We start from the raw sequence: 18,873 nt of genomic DNA on the forward strand, positions 1-18,873 counted from the left end.
GATGACAGTAGAGGTTGGGGTATTGATTTCCATTACATCCGTAATAATTGCAATCCTGGCATACTCGCTAAACAAATCAAAAGTGATTAAGTCTGACGGACGGGAAAGCGCAGAATTAAAGGCAGAATTGGGTTATATCAGGCGCGGGGTAGACGATATCAAGATTGACCTAAAAGCCAGCGAAAAACAGATGCAGCATTTGGGCGAGCGCGTAACGAGAGTAGAAGAATCCAACAAGTCTTTGCACAAAAGGGTAGATAAAATTGAGGAGAAAGTGGGGAATGGGGAATGAAAAAGAAACTTGGCTCACGGAAATTTCTCGTCACTGTTGCCGGTGTCATCACTGTCATTGCAAACGATTATTTTGACTTAGGACTAGACGGGGAAAGCGTACTTGCGTTAGTATCTGTGATTGCTGCCTATGTCTTGGGACAGGCTCATGTGGATGCAAAAACCAAAGGAGTGGAATAAGTAATGACTAAAATCTATTTAGACCCAGGACACGGCGGCACAGATCCGGGCGCTATTGGTAACGGATTGTTAGAAAAGGTCTTAACCAGGAAAATAGTAGATTATGCAAAATCGTATCTCTTAGCCAATTACGACGGGGTAGAAGTGCGGACTAGCCGAATTGAAGACGAGACAAAAACACTAAGTCAACGAACTGCTGATGCTAACGCTTGGGGCGCAGATCTGATTGTAAGTCCTCACATTAACAGCGCAGAGGCAAAAAGCGCAAATGGTTTTGAGTCGTTTGTTTACACTAACCCAAGTGCGGCTAGTATCTCCGCTCAGAATATTCTACATGCCGAAATTTTGGGGGTAATGAAAGCGTGGGGAATCTCCACGGACCGCGGCAAGAAACGCGCCAATTTCCACATGGTTCGTGAACCAAAAATACCTGCTGTATTGACCGAGAATCTGTTCATCTCAAATGCATTTGACGCAAACAGATTAAAAGACGAGGCATTTTTAAAAGCTGTTGGTGAGGCCCATGCTCGTGGGGCTGCTAAGTTTTTAGGGTTACCTGCAAAACAAGTATCGCAGCCAGTACCTACCCCACCTAAACAAGCGCCACATCGCATTGCCCAAGTCATTGTGCTGGTGGATAACTTAAACGTTCGGACAGGACCGGGAACAAATTTTCCATCGGTTCGCCAGGCTAATAAAGGTGAAATCTTTGACGTATTTGCGAACGTAAATGATTGGCACAATGTCGGTAATGATTATTGGGTGTTCGGCAATAATGGTCGATACTTATCATTGGATCTTAATGCTTTAAAACCTAGACTTGCTTATCCTGGTTATGTATTCGAGGTAAAAAAGCCGCTAATCAAAAACGAGTATGTCGGCAAGATACAAGAAAAAGTAAATCAATATTTTGGCAAACAGGTTGTGAAAGTGGACGATTATTATGGAGAAAAAACGGCAGCTTGGATAAAAGAGTACCAGAAAGCCCACGGCTTAAAAGCTGACGGCGAAGTCGGGCCTAAGACCTGGGTAGTCATGTTTTAAAAATTAAAAGCCCCTTGCTCATTGAGTAGGGGGCTTAATGCGTTTAAGAGTAAATTCTCCATGCTGATGGACTACTTCTTCAACTAATTCATCATTTTCCAGCATTTCTTCTCGCTCTAAAGCTTTCTTTAACTTAAATGCCGCCATTTCTTTCGCTTGCTCTGGGGTGCCGCCATAACAGTTATACACAGTAATTATTCCGTTTGATGCTGAAGCATTAAAAGTACTACCGAACTCTAAGACACGATATTTTATTTTTCCTCGACGGTAATACCAAAACCAATTCCAAGATTCATTAATCCACCACGGCAATATATTCGCCTCCTCTCACCATCAAATTTCTGCATTTTATAGGTTATACCTTTATCCATTTATGTACATTTTGTGCCAAAATAAAAAATCCCTCAATCAAGAGGGACTTCTAATATTTTCACCTGTTCAGTCCTATCTTCGCCATCAATAATAACCTTTTCTATTTCCCCGCCATACGGCATCCGATTTCTGATTTCTCTCCAAAACTCATAAGCGACTTGTTCAGGTTTCCTTCTTCGTAGAGGGAAACTGCCGCCTTGCATAATCTTTGTTTCAGCTGAAATGTAGTGGAGCTCGATGGTTACGTTCATTTTTGTCTCTTCCTATTTAAAATTTTTAAAGGTTTCGAGTAATTTGTCTTTGGCACTATGATCATTATAAACAACCATCATAAACTTACCATTAACAACAATTTCACCAGCTCCATCTAGTTGATTTGTCATTGTTTCTAGTTTAGAACTGGCGTCATCAGGTGAGCTAAATTCGTACATCTCGACTTTTTGGTCATTCAAGATAACGCCATCCCCATCTGTAGCCCCAATCATGGTGAAAAGCATTTTGTCCCTGGTACCTACTGTGAAACCGTTATTCGCGAGAAATTCGACTACTCCATCCAAGTTCTTTATTGTAATGACAGGTTCCTCTTTTTTAGCTTCAATCTGCTTTTCTTTCGGCTTTTCAACTTCCTGATTAACTGGTTTGCTTTCGTCCTTGGCACATCCGGATAGTAAGGATGCTGCCAATAACAAATAAATCATTTTTTTCATTCTTCCTTCTCCTTTTCGTACAGTTCATCTACTGTAACATTTAATATTTCGGCCAGTTTAAAGGCTTTTTCCATAGGCGGGTGAGACCTTCCTGCGATCCAGTTTGACAGCTGGGTAGGGGATATTTCTAGTAAATTTGCTATGTATTTCTTTTTAAATCCGGTTGCATCGATTAATTCGCCAATTCTGCTTTTCATATGTAATCCACCTCTATAATTATATTCTGTTTGTCCACTTGAATTCCTTTCAAAAATTAATTTTGATAAAAATTCATAATAATTTCGAAGGACAGGCAATATTTAGGCGAATGCCCAATACACTGTATTAGACACTGACGAATCGAGGTGAAAAAACGTGGGCCCGATTACATTCGGAATGGTTAGCATCGGTGCAGCTGGTGGATCGTTGATGATTGTAGCTTTATTAAAAAGGTACGGAATATCGATTAATGAGGAGGCAATAAAACTAGTTTTAGAGATTACTAAATATGGAGGGATACTTTATCTGTTGAACCATATCAGCAAACTATTTTTATAGTTTACGAGACATCCAGCCCGAACCGATGGATACGAAGTAGACAGCGGGGCGGGAAGATTGTGTAAGCAATCTTAGTTTCTCCGAGAATGACATTAAAAACGATCATAATATATTGATTAATCAAATAAGAGACATAGCCACTGACTAAGAGACAAAAAGACAAATCCACAGACTAATACACTGAAAGGGGCACTGACATGTTGGAATGGCTTATACCGCCTGTCCTTATCGGAGCGGCAGCGCTAGTCCCAAACAAGAAACTGGCCAACTGGGAGCTTAAGAAAAAGCACCTTTATCATCATTCCTGGCTGGTACCAATCGGGAAAAAGAATAAAGTAATGTATCACAATTTCGAGCATTATCCACACCTTCTTGTTGGCGGCACGACCCGTTTTGGTAAGACTGTGTTTTTAAAAAGTACATTTGCATCTTTATTGGTAAGCAATCCTGATCGAGTCCGGTTTATTATCCTCGACCTAAAAGGTGGCTTGGAGTTTTGGAAATACCGCAACCTTCCTCAAGTTCTCAAAGTTGCACCAGACTTAGTGGAAGCAGCCAAAGCGCTGGATCACGTTTATAAGATGATTAAGTTGGAAGAGGAGAGGTTCAGAAAAAACGGCTGGAACAACATAGCCGATACACCCATTAAGGAGCGGACCTTTATCATCGTGGATGAAGGAGCAGAGTTATCACCAAAATTAGTTGGCAAGGATGCTAAGAAGTTTGCAGAGCTCTGCATGATTTACCTTGGCGAAATTGCGCGGATCGGCGGAGGGTTAGGGTATCGATTGATTTATGCAACCCAGTATCCAACAGCCGAGGCGGTCCCCATGCAAGTCAAGATGAACATGGTTGCGAGGTTAGCTTTTCGAATTGCAGATAGCACTGGCAGCAAAGTTATTCTCGGAAGCAAAAGTACTGAAGAGGAAAAGGGAGCTGACAGGGTTGACCCAATACCAGGAAGGGCTCTTTATAAGCTTGCAGAAACACATGAAATCCAATGCCCGTTTATAAGTGATCATGCAATAGGAGGGTTTCTACATGAACTTGGAAAGAACGGAAATGATAATGTCGGTGATTGACCGGCTGGGCGTGGCAAGTGTTAAACAGCTACATGAGATATTAAAATTGGGAACGTACCGGCATACCTGCAGAGTAATTGGCAATCTGGAACCATATCTTCACGTATCTCGTTCTCGTGAAAAAATTGTTTATTTAAATAAGGAAGGCCGGCAACTAATTGGTAGTGAGAAAGAAGTGAAAAAATCTATTCTGTTTGATCATATGCTTTTGGCGAACCAGGCCTACGTTTATTATGACTGCCCGGCAGACTGGAAGCGCGAATACGCTATTGAAGTGAAGCAGGAACCGGATTTTGGCTTTGCAATTCAGGTTAAGGGGTTAACAGTAGCCACTAAGAAAACAATCATTCCAGACGCTGTATTTACCCGTGACGGATATGTGCATCTCGTTGAAATTGATAACACGAGGTCCATGCAAGACAATCGGCGAAAGATAAGCAATTATTTGGATGTGTGGCCAGAAATCAAAAAGAAATTTGGCGCGCAACCAAAACTTTGTATTTTCACCCTGAGTCAGAAAAGAAAAAAGGAGTTTGCCGTCCTATGCGAGAAACTCCCTTGTGAAATAAATATGTTAACTAAATAAAGTTACCCATAAAAATATTTATTCTGATAATCTTCAAGTACTTTGGTGATCGGTTTTAAATCCAATAATTTAAGATGACCGTGATTTTTGGATAAAGCAGAAACTATATTCGCGTAATTTACACAAACTTCTAAGTATTTTTCGTGTTCCGATTTTAAATCCTGACTTGTAATATAATTAAGCCTCTCTATAAAAGAATTCAAATAAATTTCCACTACATTCACCTTAATTCCCCCTTTTATTACGAGTGTCTTTCATAGGCGGAAGGGTACCACCGCCAACCCAGATTGCCGCGATTTGTCCAAGTGCTGTAAGAGTTGCTGCACCCTTCCCAATCGCGACTGCGAATAAAGCGGCTACCGACCCAGCTAGAGAAATCCCGGAAAAACCTGAACCGTCAAGTCCAGTAATGGCACCAACAACGGTCAAAGTAACCGCTCCAACTTCCTTACTAAGCGGAACAAGACTCGCAAGTCCCAGGCCTAAATCGTTGACGATTCCGTGCGACGCTTTCGGCAAAAATTCCCCGATTATTTTCATGAACCCAGCATCGCCTAGATAGAAAAATGCCGCGATTGGAATAACCGGCCCAAACACTTTAAATCCGAATTGAAAACCTTCTATTAAAAAACTTGTGGTTTTTTCAAGTCCTTTGTTTTTGAAACTTGTTAACGAAATGAGGACCAAGATTAAAATCGAGGTACCGCCAATAAGGGCGGTGGCGTCTCCGCCAGTTAGATCAAGGATTGACATGGCGGCAACATCAGCGCCAAATAAAACAGGAACCAGTAAAGCAAAGAAACGTTTTTGCGCTAGGCTTAACAGTTTAGGCTGCCCAGATTCCTCCGTGGCAGTACCCGGAACGATTTCTGAAGCCTCTATTTGCAAAACTCCGCGCTTCATGTCACGTCTTAAAAAGAAGTAAGCCGCTACAGTCGTCACTACCCCCATAACAATGACCAATGGGATACTGGCGTTAATGACATCTTGGATCGGTATCCCGGCGGCATCAGATGTAAGCTTCGGTGCAGCCTGAATGACGAAGTCACCAGAAAGGGCAATACCGTGGCCAAATAAGTTCATCGCCATGGCGACGCCCAGGGCAGGCAAACCGGCTCTTACCGCCACTGGAAGAAGTACGGCACCAAGCAAGGCGACTGCAGGTGAAGGCCAGAAAAACCACGAGATTACCATCATGAGAATACCGATTGTCCAGTAGGCCATGGCCGGGTTTCGAATCAACCTGCGGAATGGTGAAATCATAACATCATTTATTCCCGTCGTTGTTAACGTGTGACTCATTGCAACGATAATCGAGATCACAAGAATCGTAGATAACAATTCAGTAATGGCATAGCCAAAACTGTTAAAAATACTGCTGACCGCATGGCTCAAGCTGCCGGTGGCGGTGATGGCGATTAAGAAGATCCCAACGATACAAACAATCGTCGTATCTCGTTTCATGACCATAAATCCGATTATAAGAAAAATAAAGACAACATATATCCAATGAAGAGCCGTAAGCTCGACAAGCATAAAAATGACCTCCTCCTTTCATTTATCCAATGGGATTTTTTATGGGTATCAGCCCCAAATGGATGTAATACAGAATATGAAAGCGGTTTTATTGTGGTGAAAGGAGGGAATAGAAAAAAAAAGAAATGGAACAAGGTCCATTTCGAAAAACTATTCCGTTATTGTGTACCTACTAATATACGGTGCACTCTCAAAGATTTTCAGCCCCTTGCCATCAATAACCTTGTTCTGATGGGCCGTGCCAAACGAATCTGAGCTTTTCCACTTTTGATAAGAAATTTCATTTTTCCAAACCGTCATAATGACATAGGTGTTGGAAGATAAAGGCTGGAGAATGCGGAGTGCTTTAAATCCGGAGGCACTCTCCACATTGCCCAAGCGATTTTTAATTTGATGCTCGAACAAGGAACGGCCTTCATCCGTAACCGGGATATTGTTCATCACGACAAAGCCTTCTTTTTGAACATCTGCGACTGTCTCCAATGCCAGATAACGCCTTGGTTCCTTGAAGACGGTCGCCCCGGTGCTTTCATGATACGATAGTGCGCCGTTTTCATTGATCATCGTGATCAATTTTTCCTCTGGATGCTTGTGCTCCAATTTCTTCAAAAACTCAAACGTGCCTGTGGTTATAAAAATATTCATGTTCGGACCTCCTCAATTGTTATTGTTAACGAAATACCCCAGCCTATTATTTTTAAACAAATTATGAAAACTAAAAACGACTTTTTTTTGACAGTTATCAACGTTAGCTATACATAAATAGGAATAATCGGTATAGTGAATAGAGCCATGCATCAGGAAAGTTTTTAATTTTATATTAAATATATTAAAATGATAGGCAGACATGTCTTTGAAAGGTGGATATTAGTAAATGACAAGACCGATTAACGAAACATTTTTAAAAGCAGCCCGCGGTGAGAAAACAGACCATGTTCCTGTTTGGTATATGCGGCAGGCCGGGCGTTCTCAGCCTGAATACAGAGAAATAAAAGAGAAGTATTCTTTATTTGAAATCACGCATCAGCCGGAACTATGTGCTTATGTTACGAGACTGCCGGTTGAACAATATAATGTTGACGCTGCCATTTTATATAAGGATATCATGACTCCGCTCCCGGCAATGGGCATGAATGTTGAAATTAAGGGCGGTGTAGGACCGGTTATTGATAACCCAATCAAGTCAATGGCTGATGTCGAGCGTCTGAAAGAAATTCATCCGCAAGAAGATATCCCTTACGTTTTGGATACAATTAAATTGTTAGTTGAAGAACAATTGAACGTCCCATTAATCGGTTTTTCCGGTGCGCCATTTACACTGGCCAGCTATATGATTGAGGGCGGCCCATCGAAAAACTACAATAAAACAAAAGCGTTCATGTATGCCGAGCCAAAGGCATGGTTTGCGTTAATGGATAAGCTCGGGGATATGGTGATTACATACGTAAAGGCGCAGATTCAGGCGGGCGCCAGGGCGATTCAGATTTTCGATTCCTGGGTAGGAGCGTTAAATGTCGAGGACTACCGATACTTTATAAAACCGGTTATGGACCGCATCTTCACTTCTTTAAGAGAAGAAAATGTTCCACTTATTATGTTTGGTGTCGGTGCCAGCCACCTGGCATTGGAATGGAACGACCTGCCGCTTGATGTGGTTGGCTTGGATTGGCGTCTGCCAATAAGCCAGGCAAGAGCAATGGGCATCCATAAAACCGTACAAGGAAATCTTGATCCGGCCATCTTGTTAGCTCCATGGGAAGTGATCGAGGAAAAAGCAAAGGCTATTTTAGATCAAGGGATGGCCCAGGGCGGCTATATCTTTAATTTGGGCCACGGGGTATTCCCTTCCGTAAATCCAGAAACCCTAAAACGGTTAGCGTCGTTCATTCATGAATATTCGGCGTCAAAATTAAGCCGTTAATCGCCCAGATTCAAGCGTTTTAATTGGTAATAAGCTTAAATTTTTGGCACAATAAAATAGGCTGTTTTTAAAGGGTCATAGGGGAAGCAAGTTAGTTGCTGACGCCTTATGACCCTATCCCACATTAATTGGGGAAACAGGGAAACTTTCAAAGAGGTGCTAGACATGACAAAAAAGACAATGGGCCTGCTGGTAATGGCTTATGGTACCCCGTATACACTAGATGATTTAGAAAGATATTATACTCATATTCGGCACGGCAGAAAGCCGACCCCCGAAATGATTGACGAGCTTCGCAGTCGCTATGAAGCGATAGGCGGTATTTCCCCATTGGCCAGAATCACCCTTGAACAAGCGGAAAAGCTGGAAGCCTATTTAAATGACATCCAAGATGAAATACAATTTAAAATGTACCTAGGCTTAAAACATATTGAGCCGTTTATTGAAGATGCAGTTAAGAAAATGCATGAGGACGGCATTAAAGAGGCGGTTAGTATCGTCTTGGCGCCGCATTTCTCAACGTTCAGTGTAAAATCCTATAATGGCCGAGCAATAGAGGAAGCGGAAAAATTGGGCGGACCTCAAATTACGGCAATCGAAAGCTGGTACCAAGAGCCAAAGTTTATTACATATTGGGCCGATAAAGTGCAACAAATATTTTCAAGCCTGCCTGCAAATGAAACAGACAACGCTGTGCTGATTGTCTCTGCCCACAGCCTGCCTGAGAAGATTTTGCAATTTGGCGACCCGTATCCAAAACAGCTTCAGGAAACGGCCGATCTGATTGCGGAACAAGCCGGGGTGAAAAATTACGTCATTGGCTGGCAGAGCGCCGGAAATACACCGGAGCCTTGGCTCGGACCGGATGTGCAGGATTTAACCAGAGATTTATACAATAACCATCATTATCAGGCATTTGTATATGTGCCAGTCGGGTTTGTTTCGGAACACCTTGAGGTGCTGTACGATAACGATTATGAATGTAAGGCGGTTACAGAAGAACTTGGGACCAGTTATTACCGACCGGCAATGCCGAATTCACAGCCTGAATTTATTGATGCCTTATCAACGGTTGTTTTAAAGGCTGTAAACAAGTAAATTATCGGATTTTAAATGGAGCAGGTGACGTCAGTGGCGCAAGAAAAACAGAAAGTCATCATTATTGGGGGAGGGGCTGCCGGAATGACGGCTGCCTACTATCTCCAAAAAGAAATAAAAGAAAAACATCTCCCAATTGAGATAAAGCTCATTGAAGCATCGCACCGTCTCGGAGGTAAAATGCAAACAGTCGTCAAGGACGGTTTTACCATTGAAAGAGGGCCCGATTCATTTTTGGCAAGGAAGACAAGCATCATTAGGCTGGCAAAGGAAGTTGGGATGGATGACCAATTGGTCCCGAACTCAACGGGGAAATCTTATGTTCTGGTAAACGAAAAACTTTATCCAATGCCAGGGGGATCCATCATGGGAATCCCGACACAGGTAGGTCCCTTTATCACAACCGGCCTTTTCTCTATTCCCGGCAAGCTGAGGGCAGCGGCGGATTTCATCCTTCCTCGTTCGGAAAGCGGGAAAGATCAGTCTCTGGGGAAATTTTTTCGCAGAAGATTGGGCGATGAAGTGGTTGAAAATTTAATTGAACCATTGTTATCCGGCATTTACGCGGGCGATATTGACCAAATGAGTTTAATGGCAACATTTCCGCAATTTTATGAAGTAGAGCAGAAACACAGAAGCTTGATACTGGGAATGAAGAAAGCCACCCCTTCTCAGCCAAAGCAGCCTGCTGTCAAGGAGAAATCAAATAAAGGTGCGTTTCTGACTTTTAAAACCGGGCTTCAGTCATTTGCCGAAGCCATTGAGGCAAAACTGGATTCTCAGTCCATTTTAAAAGGACACCGGGTTGAGAATATTACCAAAATGAATGGTAAGTATGAAGTTTATCTGAATAATGGAGAAATACTGGAGGCGGATGGCATTATTGCTGCCACACCGCACCAGATTACCCAGTCGATGTTTTCCAAATATGGCTTTTTTGAGCCGTTAAAATCAGTTCCATCGACATCAGTGGCAACGGTAGCATTAGCCTTTCCAAAAGAGGCGATCAAACAAGATATTGACGGGACTGGCTTTGTTGTTTCACGAAACAGTGACTATTCGATTACCGCCTGTACATGGACCCACAAGAAATGGGAACATTCCACGCCAGAGGGGAAAGCGTTGCTCCGCTGTTATGTAGGCCGGGCTGGAGACGAAACGATTGTTGACCTGTCAGATGACCAAATTATTAAAATTGTCTTGGATGATTTAAATAAGACGATGGATATCACCATGAATCCCGAATTTGCCATTGTATCGCGGTGGAAAAACGCGATGCCGCAGTATACGGTAGGACACAAGCAGCGCATGGCGGAAATCCTTGAAGCAATGAACCGGGAACTGCCTGGTGTATTTCTGGCCGGTGCCTCATATGGAGGAGTAGGGGTACCCGACTGCATTGACCAAGGGGAAGCTGCAGTTAAGGCTGTCTTGGATTATTTAAAACTTTAAGAGGAAGCCAATTTTTATAAAACCGGCCGTTTTTTCAACAGCGGCTGGTTTTTTGTTATTGCCGGATTTGGAGTATATTAAAGGGAGAGACTCTTGGAGGTGCAGGAAATGAAGTTAACAATTATTGGTTTATGGGGCGGCTACCCGAAAAAGAATGGTGCAAGCTCCGGTTACTTGTTGGAGCACGATGGATTCAAGCTGTTAATCGATTGCGGAAGCGGTGTGATGTCCAAGATGCAAGAAGCAGTACAACCAGAGGAGCTCGATGCTGTCATTATCTCGCACTATCACCCAGACCATATTGCCGATATTGGCGTCTTGCAGCATGCGAGATTAATTCAGGGGTTTCTGGGAAAGCAATGCCCTAATTTGCCAATATACGGTCATATCTTCGATGACTATGAATTTGGCAAATTGACGTATAAACAGATTACCAAAGGGATTGGCTATGATCCGAATCAAGTTCTCGAATTGGGACCATTTAAGGTGTCATTTATTAAAACAGACCATCCAGTTCCATGCTATGCGATGCGATTTGAGGCAGACGGCAAAGTGCTGGTTTATACAGGCGACAGTTCCTTTAAAGACGAGTTTATAGATTTTGGCAAAGGCGCTGATGTCCTGTTATGCGAATGCAATTTTTACGGAAATCAAAATGGCAAATCAGCAGGGCATATGAACAGTTTCGATGCAGGACGATTTGCAAAAAATGCTGCTGTCAACCAACTAATCCTGACTCATTTGCCGCATTACGGTAATTTGTCCGACCTTGTTAGTGAAGCATCTCAAGAATTTACTGGTATAATAAAGCTTGCAGAGGAATTTCAAACCATATCGATTTAAGGGAGGCCCCAGGATTTTATGTTATTTATCGACAATAAAGGAATAACCGACCCAAGGATTAACCTGGCAATTGAAGAATACGCATTGAAGAATCTTGATATCAATGAGACGTATTTATTATTTTACATAAACGAGCCATCGATTATTATTGGCAAGAATCAGAATACGATTGAGGAAATCAATACCGAATATGTCGAGAACAACGGGATTAAAGTGGTTCGCCGTTTATCAGGAGGCGGAGCCGTTTACCATGATCTTGGCAATTTGAATTTTAGCTTTATCACAAAGGATGATGGGGAGAGCTTTCATAATTTCCGTAAATTTACCGAGCCGGTTATTGAGGCACTTAGAAAATTGGGGGTAAATGCGGAGCTTAGCGGCCGCAATGACATCGAAGTGGAGGGACGGAAAATCTCCGGGAACGCGCAGTTTTCCACCAAGGGCAGAATGTTCAGCCATGGAACGCTGCTGTTAAATTCTGAAATGGAAAATGTCGCATCAGCTTTAAAGGTGAAAAAGGACAAGATCGAATCAAAGGGAATCAAATCGGTTCGCAGCCGAGTAGCCAATATTTCTGAGTTTTTAACGGAAAATATCAGCATCGAAGAATTTCGTTCCTTGCTGCTAAAATTTATTTTTGACGGGATGGAGGAAGTTCCTGAATATGTCCTGACCGAGGAAGACTGGGAAAGGATTCACCAGCTGTCAAAAGAAAGATACCAGAATTGGGAGTGGAATTACGGAAGGTCACCGAAATTTAACCTGCAGCATTCTCACCGGTTTCCGGTTGGTTCCATTGATGTCCGGCTTGAGGTCAATAAAGGAATCATTGAAAATTGCAAGATCTACGGCGACTTTTTTGGCGTAGGTGATGTTAGTGACATTGAAGCCAAGTTAACGGGAACTCGCTATGAAAAAGCCGAAATTGAAGCAGCTCTGGAAGAAATTGATCCAACCTATTATTTTGGGAATGTTTCAAAGGAAGACTTTATTAACTTAATATACTAATGTCTTTCAAGGGGGAAGTGTCCAATTCGACACCTTCCTTTTTTGTTTTTTTCAGAAATTTTTAAGTATTATACTTGTATAGGTAATTTTCTTCCAATATAATATATTTAGAAAATTGTTACAAGTTTGTGAATGAGTATTCATTCATCTAAGGGGGAGAAGAGAATATGAATCTATCATCACAGCTTCACGAAACAGCCAAGGCATCTGCCGGGAAGATTGCCTATTACTTTATGGGCAAGTCGAGTACATATGCCGAATTGGATGCGGCGATTACTAAATTCGCATCTGGCCTTGAAAAACTAGGGGTAAAACAAGGGGACCATGTTGGGCTGCTATTGGGGAATTCCCCGCATTTTGTGATTAGCCTATACGGGGCATTGCGGTTGGGCGCAACAGTAATACCGGTTAACCCCATTTATACCGCAGATGAAATTGGGTACATCCTAAAAAATGGGGATGTAAAGGTTGTCGTAGGACTGGATTTAATGATACCGCTGGCGGACAAAGTACATATGATGCTGCCAAAAGTCGAGCATTATGTCATCTGTGAAACTGAACAGAATGGCTTGGCACAGCCAGGTGTCGAGTCCCTTACTGTGTACGCTAAAATGAAATCGTTTACAGACGTGGTCGCTTCAGGGGATATCAGTTTTCAAGGGCCTAAGCTAAATGATGACGACACAGCCATCATTCTTTACACCTCAGGGACAACCGGCAAGCCGAAGGGTGCAATGCTGACCCACAAGAATTTATATAGCAACGCCAGTGATGTCGGCGCGTATTTAAAAATAAACGGGAATGATCGGGTCATCACGACTCTGCCAATGTTTCATGTCTTTTGTTTAACGGTTGCCCTGAATGCGCCGCTTATAAACGGGGCCACACTGTTAATCGCACCAAAATTTAGCCCCAAAGATATTTTCCAGCTTGCTAAAGACTATCAAGCTACTGTTTTTGCTGGTGTGCCAACGATGTACAATTTCTTGTATCAATATCCGGAGGGGAATCCTGAAGATTTAAAAACATTGCGTCTGTGCGTTTCTGGCGGAGCTTCAATGCCGGTTGCGTTACTAAAGAATTTTGAAGAGAAGTTTAATGTTCTGATTTCGGAGGGTTACGGCTTATCAGAGGCATCTCCTGTTACGTGTTTTAATCCGCTCGACCGCCCACGTAAGGCTGGGTCAATTGGACCTTCGATTGTTAACGTGGAAAATAAGGTAGTCGATGAGCTTGGGGAAGAGGTGCCTGTAGGTCAGGTTGGTGAATTGATTGTCCGCGGACCAAACGTAATGAAGGGCTATTATAAAATGCCGGAGGAAACAGCAGCAACCATTAAGAATGGCTGGCTGCATACTGGCGATATGGCGCGCATGGATGAGGAAGGCTATTTTTATATTGTTGACCGCAAAAAGGATTTAATCATTGTTGGTGGATATAACGTGTATCCACGTGAGGTTGAAGAAGTCATCTATGGCCATCCCGATGTGGTAGAAGTCGCTGTTCTTGGCGTTCCTGACCCGAATCAGGGTGAGGCGGTTCATGCCTATGTCGTCAGCAAACGGGCCGACTTAACGGAGGCAGACTTGGTTAACTACTGTAAAGAACATCTAGCTAAATATAAAGTGCCTTCTGCGATTGTTTTCTTGGATGAATTGCCAAAGAATACGACTGGTAAAATTCTGAGACGGGCCCTAAGGCAACAAGTGACGCAAACAGTGGGCAACTAATTTTATCGGATTTTTTGCGTAAAAAGGCAGGCTTTTCGCTTGCCTTTTTCGAATTTATAGATGAAAGGGGTGGAACAAATGGAGTCAATTTTACTCGAAATTAATAATCATATTGCGATTGTGACCATCAATCGAGCAGAGGCCTTGAATGCCTTTAATTATGAAACGTTGCAGGCACTGCAGGATAAGGTGGAGCAAATTCGGGTGAACCCGGAAATTCGCACTGTCATATTTACTGGTGCAGGAGAGAAGGCTTTTAGTGTCGGGGCGGACCTGAAGGAACGGAAAAATTTAACCAATGAACAAGTAAAGCGCAATCTTTTTAAAATTAATGAGGTGTTCAACGCAATCGATCAGCTGCCGCAGCCCACGCTTGCTGCCATCAATGGTTTTGCCTTTGGCGGCGGGATGGAACTGGCGTTGGCTTGTGACTTTCGGATTGCCGCATCCGGGGCATTAATGGGATTGACCGAAACAAGTCTTGCGATCATTCCTGGCGCAGGAGGGACCCAGCGGCTGCCGCGGTTAATTGGGCAGGCGAAGGCATTAGAGCTAATTTTGACAGCACGCCGGCTAAAGGCGGAAGAAGCGTTTGGCTATGGCATTTTAACAAGGGTAGTGGAGGGAAGCGAGCTTTTGAATGAAAGCATCGCCTTTTGTTCGGTGCTGCTTACCAATGGGCCAGTGGCGCTGCAGCAGGCTAAGTTTGCTGTTAAGCAGGGGATGAATGTCGATTTGGCCACGGGATTGCAAATCGAACGAAAAGCTTATGAAGTCACACTGCCGACAGAGGACCGTGTAGAGGCACTTACTGCATTTGCTGAAAAAAGAAAGCCGGTATTTAAGGGGAAATAGTCATTTGTGGTCACGTCAGAAATCCTGGCGTGACCACAAATCCCCACAGACTGACTCACATCAAATAAGAATATAAGGTTAAAACAGCAATTGACCCAAGCACAACGACAATCACGTTTGCCCCCAAAAATGCCGCAATAAAAGCGACAGCAGCCCCTAAAACACCATATAATAAATCATCTTTTTGGATGAAAATAATTGCTGGAAAAATTAATGCGCCAAGTGTCGCGTAAGGTACATTTTTCAACACACCTTGAATAAATGGCGGCAGTTCCTTCCCTTTAAACAAAACAAATGGAAGCATTCGGGGGATATAGGTAACCAAGCCCATGCCGATAATCATCCACACAATCTCACTCTTCATCACTTACACCCCGATGTCTGTTTTTCAATACTTCTACTGCCTCGACTAAGATCGCTGATAGTAGAGTTGCTGTTACGATTGACCACCCTTGTGCCATAAGCTCTCCCATCGTAAAAATGGTATTAAACACAGCACCAAGTGCCGCCAAAAAAACGATCTTCATACTTCTTTTCATTGAAGGCACCAATAGCCCGACGAACATCGCATACAGTGCCACTCCCATACTTTCCTGCAAAGTCTGCGGCAGGCTCGCGCCAATCAAGTGACCTACCCCTGAAAAAACAACCCAGCTTGAGTAGGCAACCAAATTTAAACCGAACAAAAAGCCTGTGCTAATTTTGCCTTCCTGAGTGGCCGCCACCGAAAACGTCTCATCGGTAATCATGAAAGAATAAGCCAACTTGTTCGGAAGCCGATCTTCCTCTGCCTTCTCGTTCAAGGTCGCACTCATTAAAAAATGTCTGATATTCACAATGAAAGTAGTCAGGATAATTTCAATAATTCCCGTTCCGTAAGCAATAAGGCTTAATGATATGTATTGGGATGCCCCGGCAAACACAATCATGCTCATTAACACCGTTTCATAGATTGTTAATCCTGTAGTTTTGGCAAGAAGACCAAATGTGAGAGCTATCGGAAAATATCCGATCCCGATACTGATTCCCGCTTGGACGCCTTTCCTGAACGGCGAAGATTCCTTTCCCAATGCAAAATCCGCCAACTCAATCCCCCCAGTTGCGATGCTTCATATAAAATTAAATTTTAGCAAATTTTCAGACAAAAGGGAATGAAAAAACTCTGCCATTATGGGAAGTGCCCTCTAAAAATGAGTTAGCAGTTCTATTTCCCGTGTTTTAAACTAAACTAGGTATAGAGAGGTTGTACGAAAAGGAGGACAAACAAAACATGGTGAGAAAAATGGGGGTCTATGCGGTATTGGCCTATTGTTTATATGGCTTGTTTTTCTATTGGTATTTATTCCATTTCGCCGACCCGAAGCTGCCATTTGAGTACGAGGGTACGAAGGCCGATCCGTCTACTTTTTTAAATGGACGAGAATTGATGCTTAGTCAAGAATATTCGAAAATTAGAAACCTGCTTTTTTTCCTGTCAACACCGTTCGAATGGTTGTTGTATTTTCTTGTTTTATTAACCGGTCTTTCCAAGGCATTTAAGAATTGGGCTGAACAATCAGCCAAATATAAAGCGCTGATCACCCCTATTTATCTATTCTGGTTATCGCTGTGTGCCTATATTGTCACATTTCCGCTGAGTTATATCAGTTATAAGCTATCAAAAACGTATCATATCTCGATTCAAACATTTCCATCCTGGATGAAGGATGAGTTAATCGATTTTTGGGTCAATTATGGAACGTGGTTAATCATCGTTCCTGTTTTATACTTGTTGATGAGGAAAAGTCCAAAGCGCTGGTGGTTGTATGGCTGGCTGCTGTCGGTGCCGTTTACGTTGTTTATGATGTTCCTCCAGCCTGTTATCATCGACCCACTATATAATGATTTTTATCCATTGAAAAATAAGGAACTGGAAACAAAAATTTTGGCTCTTGCCGATAAGGCGAACATTCCTGCAGAACATGTTTTTGAAGTAAACATGGCGGAAGAGACGAATGCGATGAATGCCTATGTAACCGGAATTGGCTCTAACGCCCGGATTGTTCTGTGGGATACTACCTTGAACAAGCTGACGGATGACCAGATTTTATTTATCATGGCACACGAAATGGCGCACTATGTAGAAAAGCATATATATTGGGGAATTGCTGGTTATTTGGCACTGTCATTGCTTGGCTTATATCTAACCTACAGGCTGATGAACTGGGCTGTCGTCCGTTGGGGAAATGAAATGAAAATTACTGACGTTAGGGACGTCAAGTCTCTTCCGCTATTTTTTATGATTATTTCCATGCTGTTATTTGCCTCTAGTCCATTTTCAAATCTTGTTTCGCGGTATCAGGAAACGCGGGCGGACACATATGCGATTGAAATGACCAATAATCCCGATGCCGCCATCGGCTCCTTCCAGGAGTTAGCCCGGTCAGGGTTGAGCCAGGTAAACCCGCCGCTTTTCGTCAAAATTTTCCGCTATACCCATCCGTCGATGCTGGACCGAATCTCTAGACTTGAAGAATTTCAAATAAAGCAAAGGACAGACTAGAGTGGAGCTGGAGGTGTTATTGCCTTCAGCTTTTTGTTGCCATGCTTTGTTGTTCATGGATTTTTCAAAAAAAATAAACCGCCATAGACGGTTCGATTAACGTGTTCATGTTCCAAACTTTTTATTGATTTCTTTGAGCTTGCTTGATAAATGGAGAAATGACTTTTTATCACGGCGATCAATGGCCAGGTCGATTTTACGCATCAGTTTTTCCTTTTCAACTGTTAACTGGATTTCTGACAAGAGCATGTCGATATAGAGGTCCTGGACGAAGTTTTCTTTCATGCGGTTGCGTTTCATGGCAGCAATTTTCATTAATTCCGTGTAGGATTTTTCTTTCAAGAAAATCACCTCGACGCTTTTTTCTATTATATGGGGATTTTTCGATAATATCAATCAATTTATAATTTTCCAAAAGATTTTTTATTTATATTTGTGAATAAATTAGCAATAATTCAGAAAAGTAGAGGAAATTCATGATAAACATGATAAGATAGGTTGGATATTATCTTAGATTGGAGTGATTTGGTTGAAGCTACAAATCGAAGAATATGAGGTTAACTCATGCACCATGTTTTTGGAACCTGTGAATTATGGCAGCAAAATATATTCACAGATTTTCGAACTCGAAGATGAATATATATCCCCATTTACGCCTTTGGAGCTTATCAAGAAAAGCTGCAATTATTTTGGCGTTGATTATGAGAGCCGAAAAAAAGGAACCCGTCAATTAATTGGCTACAATCGAAAAATCCCGATTGCGATTGAGCCGGCAAACCGCATTTACTTTTTTCCCACGTCATCACCGACCCGCCCTGAATGCATTTGGATTGCACATGAACATGTTGAAAATTACCGCCGCATAGGACCAAATCAAACGCTTGTCATTTTCCGTAATAAACAATCTCGAATCTTTCAGGTTCCATTCAGTACAATCGAGGGTCAAATGCTTCGCACCGCATTATTAAAAACAAAGCTTATGCAAAGAATTGAAGGCAATAAAAAATTGATTTACCCCATTCAAGATCGAAAGCCGGTAACGGCCTCGGAAAGTCCCCATGGATATGAATAAACTAGCTGAGATTTAGG

General features: G+C 42.5%; 25 protein-coding genes. 15 read left to right on the forward strand and 10 right to left on the reverse strand.

What is annotated here, in order from left to right; translation table 11 throughout:
• The first annotated feature begins 1 nt into the window (after position 1).
• The 3 genes from AR334_RS20940 to AR334_RS20950 are packed head-to-tail and all read left to right on the forward strand — an operon-like array spanning position 2 to position 1,515.
• Positions 2-292 (forward strand): hypothetical protein, encoded by a 291-nt coding sequence (locus AR334_RS20940; protein ID WP_066317011.1) that lies wholly within the window; start codon positions 2-4, stop codon positions 290-292.
• Complete coding sequence (locus AR334_RS20945; protein ID WP_066317013.1) at positions 289-471, forward strand: hypothetical protein; 183 nt, start codon at positions 289-291, stop codon at positions 469-471. The genes AR334_RS20940 and AR334_RS20945 overlap by 4 nt, the downstream gene beginning before the upstream one ends.
• Before the next feature lie 3 nt (positions 472-474).
• Positions 475-1,515 carry an N-acetylmuramoyl-L-alanine amidase gene (locus tag AR334_RS20950; protein ID WP_066317023.1) on the forward strand — a complete coding sequence of 347 codons (1,041 nt, stop codon included), beginning with the start codon at positions 475-477 and terminating at the stop codon, positions 1,513-1,515.
• An 18-nt stretch (positions 1,516-1,533) separates the two neighbouring features.
• Here AR334_RS20950 and AR334_RS20955 read toward each other — a convergent pair whose 3' ends face one another.
• From AR334_RS20955 to AR334_RS20970, 4 genes are all read right to left on the reverse strand, one after another.
• Entirely contained in the window at positions 1,534-1,827 is a 294-nt protein-coding gene (locus tag AR334_RS20955) for a hypothetical protein (RefSeq protein ID WP_066317025.1), read from the reverse strand.
• A 92-nt stretch (positions 1,828-1,919) separates the two neighbouring features.
• Entirely contained in the window at positions 1,920-2,138 is a 219-nt protein-coding gene (locus AR334_RS20960; protein WP_066317027.1) for a hypothetical protein, read from the reverse strand.
• Between the two features lie 12 nt (positions 2,139-2,150).
• Positions 2,151-2,594, reverse strand: a complete 444-nt coding sequence (locus tag AR334_RS20965; RefSeq protein ID WP_066317038.1) for a hypothetical protein — start codon at positions 2,592-2,594, stop codon at positions 2,151-2,153.
• Positions 2,591-2,791, reverse strand: a complete 201-nt coding sequence (locus tag AR334_RS20970) for a helix-turn-helix domain-containing protein (RefSeq protein ID WP_066317046.1) — start codon at positions 2,789-2,791, stop codon at positions 2,591-2,593. The genes AR334_RS20965 and AR334_RS20970 overlap by 4 nt, the downstream gene beginning before the upstream one ends.
• Positions 2,792-2,948: 157 nt before the next feature.
• Here AR334_RS20970 and AR334_RS20975 point away from each other — a divergent pair, with 157 nt between their 5' ends.
• The 3 genes from AR334_RS20975 to AR334_RS20985 all read left to right on the forward strand — a co-directional run bounded on the left by AR334_RS20975 (position 2,949) and on the right by AR334_RS20985 (position 4,799).
• On the forward strand, positions 2,949-3,131 hold the full coding sequence (locus AR334_RS20975) for a hypothetical protein (protein ID WP_066317047.1): 183 nt from the start codon (positions 2,949-2,951) through the stop codon (positions 3,129-3,131).
• 197 nt (positions 3,132-3,328) lie between these two features.
• Positions 3,329-4,213, forward strand: a complete 885-nt coding sequence (locus AR334_RS20980; protein ID WP_066317049.1) for an FtsK/SpoIIIE domain-containing protein — start codon at positions 3,329-3,331, stop codon at positions 4,211-4,213.
• On the forward strand, positions 4,173-4,799 hold the full coding sequence (locus AR334_RS20985) for a replication-relaxation family protein (protein ID WP_066317052.1): 627 nt from the start codon (positions 4,173-4,175) through the stop codon (positions 4,797-4,799). Before AR334_RS20980 ends, AR334_RS20985 begins: the two co-directional genes overlap by 41 nt.
• Positions 4,800-4,801: 2 nt before the next feature.
• Here AR334_RS20985 and AR334_RS20990 read toward each other — a convergent pair whose 3' ends face one another.
• From AR334_RS20990 to AR334_RS21000, 3 genes are all read right to left on the reverse strand, one after another.
• Positions 4,802-5,023: a hypothetical protein gene (locus tag AR334_RS20990; RefSeq protein ID WP_066317059.1), complete on the reverse strand. Its 222-nt coding sequence runs from the start codon at positions 5,021-5,023 to the stop codon at positions 4,802-4,804.
• Position 5,024: 1 nt separating this feature from the next.
• Positions 5,025-6,335: a hypothetical protein gene (locus AR334_RS20995; RefSeq protein WP_066317066.1), complete on the reverse strand. Its 1,311-nt coding sequence runs from the start codon at positions 6,333-6,335 to the stop codon at positions 5,025-5,027.
• 150 nt (positions 6,336-6,485) lie between these two features.
• Positions 6,486-6,980, reverse strand: coding sequence for an antibiotic biosynthesis monooxygenase (locus tag AR334_RS21000; RefSeq protein WP_066317073.1), 495 nt, complete (start codon positions 6,978-6,980; stop codon positions 6,486-6,488).
• Between the two features lie 229 nt (positions 6,981-7,209).
• Between AR334_RS21000 and hemE the strand changes: the two genes are divergently transcribed.
• From hemE to AR334_RS21035, 7 genes are all read left to right on the forward strand, one after another.
• Positions 7,210-8,256 carry a uroporphyrinogen decarboxylase gene (hemE, locus tag AR334_RS21005; protein ID WP_066317075.1) on the forward strand — a complete coding sequence of 349 codons (1,047 nt, stop codon included), beginning with the start codon at positions 7,210-7,212 and terminating at the stop codon, positions 8,254-8,256.
• Between the two features lie 165 nt (positions 8,257-8,421).
• A complete protein-coding gene (gene hemH / locus AR334_RS21010) occupies positions 8,422-9,354 on the forward strand; it encodes a ferrochelatase (RefSeq protein WP_066317077.1) in 933 nt (310 codons plus the stop codon).
• 33 nt (positions 9,355-9,387) lie between these two features.
• Entirely contained in the window at positions 9,388-10,806 is a 1,419-nt protein-coding gene (gene hemY, locus AR334_RS21015) for a protoporphyrinogen oxidase (RefSeq protein ID WP_156431355.1), read from the forward strand.
• A gap of 108 nt (positions 10,807-10,914) precedes the next feature.
• Positions 10,915-11,649, forward strand: a complete 735-nt coding sequence (locus tag AR334_RS21020; protein ID WP_066317088.1) for an MBL fold metallo-hydrolase — start codon at positions 10,915-10,917, stop codon at positions 11,647-11,649.
• A gap of 18 nt (positions 11,650-11,667) precedes the next feature.
• The gene (locus tag AR334_RS21025; RefSeq protein ID WP_066317090.1) at positions 11,668-12,657 is read left to right on the forward strand and encodes a lipoate--protein ligase; all 990 of its coding nucleotides are present in this window, start codon (positions 11,668-11,670) and stop codon (positions 12,655-12,657) included.
• 167 nt (positions 12,658-12,824) lie between these two features.
• Positions 12,825-14,387 carry a fatty acid--CoA ligase family protein gene (locus tag AR334_RS21030; protein WP_066317097.1) on the forward strand — a complete coding sequence of 521 codons (1,563 nt, stop codon included), beginning with the start codon at positions 12,825-12,827 and terminating at the stop codon, positions 14,385-14,387.
• 78 nt (positions 14,388-14,465) lie between these two features.
• Positions 14,466-15,242 carry an enoyl-CoA hydratase-related protein gene (locus AR334_RS21035; protein ID WP_066317100.1) on the forward strand — a complete coding sequence of 259 codons (777 nt, stop codon included), beginning with the start codon at positions 14,466-14,468 and terminating at the stop codon, positions 15,240-15,242.
• Positions 15,243-15,297: 55 nt separating this feature from the next.
• On the opposite strand, the gene AR334_RS21040 is transcribed toward AR334_RS21035, so the two are convergent.
• On the reverse strand, positions 15,298-15,606 hold the full coding sequence (locus AR334_RS21040) for an AzlD domain-containing protein (RefSeq protein WP_066317103.1): 309 nt from the start codon (positions 15,604-15,606) through the stop codon (positions 15,298-15,300).
• Complete coding sequence (locus AR334_RS21045) at positions 15,596-16,327, reverse strand: AzlC family ABC transporter permease (protein WP_066317106.1); 732 nt, start codon at positions 16,325-16,327, stop codon at positions 15,596-15,598. Before AR334_RS21045 ends, AR334_RS21040 begins: the two co-directional genes overlap by 11 nt.
• Before the next feature lie 185 nt (positions 16,328-16,512).
• On the opposite strand from AR334_RS21045, the gene AR334_RS21050 reads away from it, so the two are divergent.
• On the forward strand, positions 16,513-17,784 hold the full coding sequence (locus AR334_RS21050; RefSeq protein WP_066317113.1) for a M48 family metallopeptidase: 1,272 nt from the start codon (positions 16,513-16,515) through the stop codon (positions 17,782-17,784).
• Positions 17,785-17,889: 105 nt separating this feature from the next.
• Here AR334_RS21050 and AR334_RS21055 read toward each other — a convergent pair whose 3' ends face one another.
• Positions 17,890-18,126, reverse strand: coding sequence for an IDEAL domain-containing protein (locus AR334_RS21055; RefSeq protein WP_066317117.1), 237 nt, complete (start codon positions 18,124-18,126; stop codon positions 17,890-17,892).
• 187 nt (positions 18,127-18,313) lie between these two features.
• Between AR334_RS21055 and AR334_RS21060 the strand changes: the two genes are divergently transcribed.
• Positions 18,314-18,856: a competence protein ComK gene (locus AR334_RS21060; protein ID WP_253701333.1), complete on the forward strand. Its 543-nt coding sequence runs from the start codon at positions 18,314-18,316 to the stop codon at positions 18,854-18,856.
• Positions 18,857-18,873: the final 17 nt, after the last annotated feature.

The sequence above is a fragment of the Bacillus sp. FJAT-29814 genome (assembly GCF_001510715.1).
Taxonomy (GTDB): domain Bacteria; phylum Bacillota; class Bacilli; order Bacillales; family Cytobacillaceae; genus Neobacillus.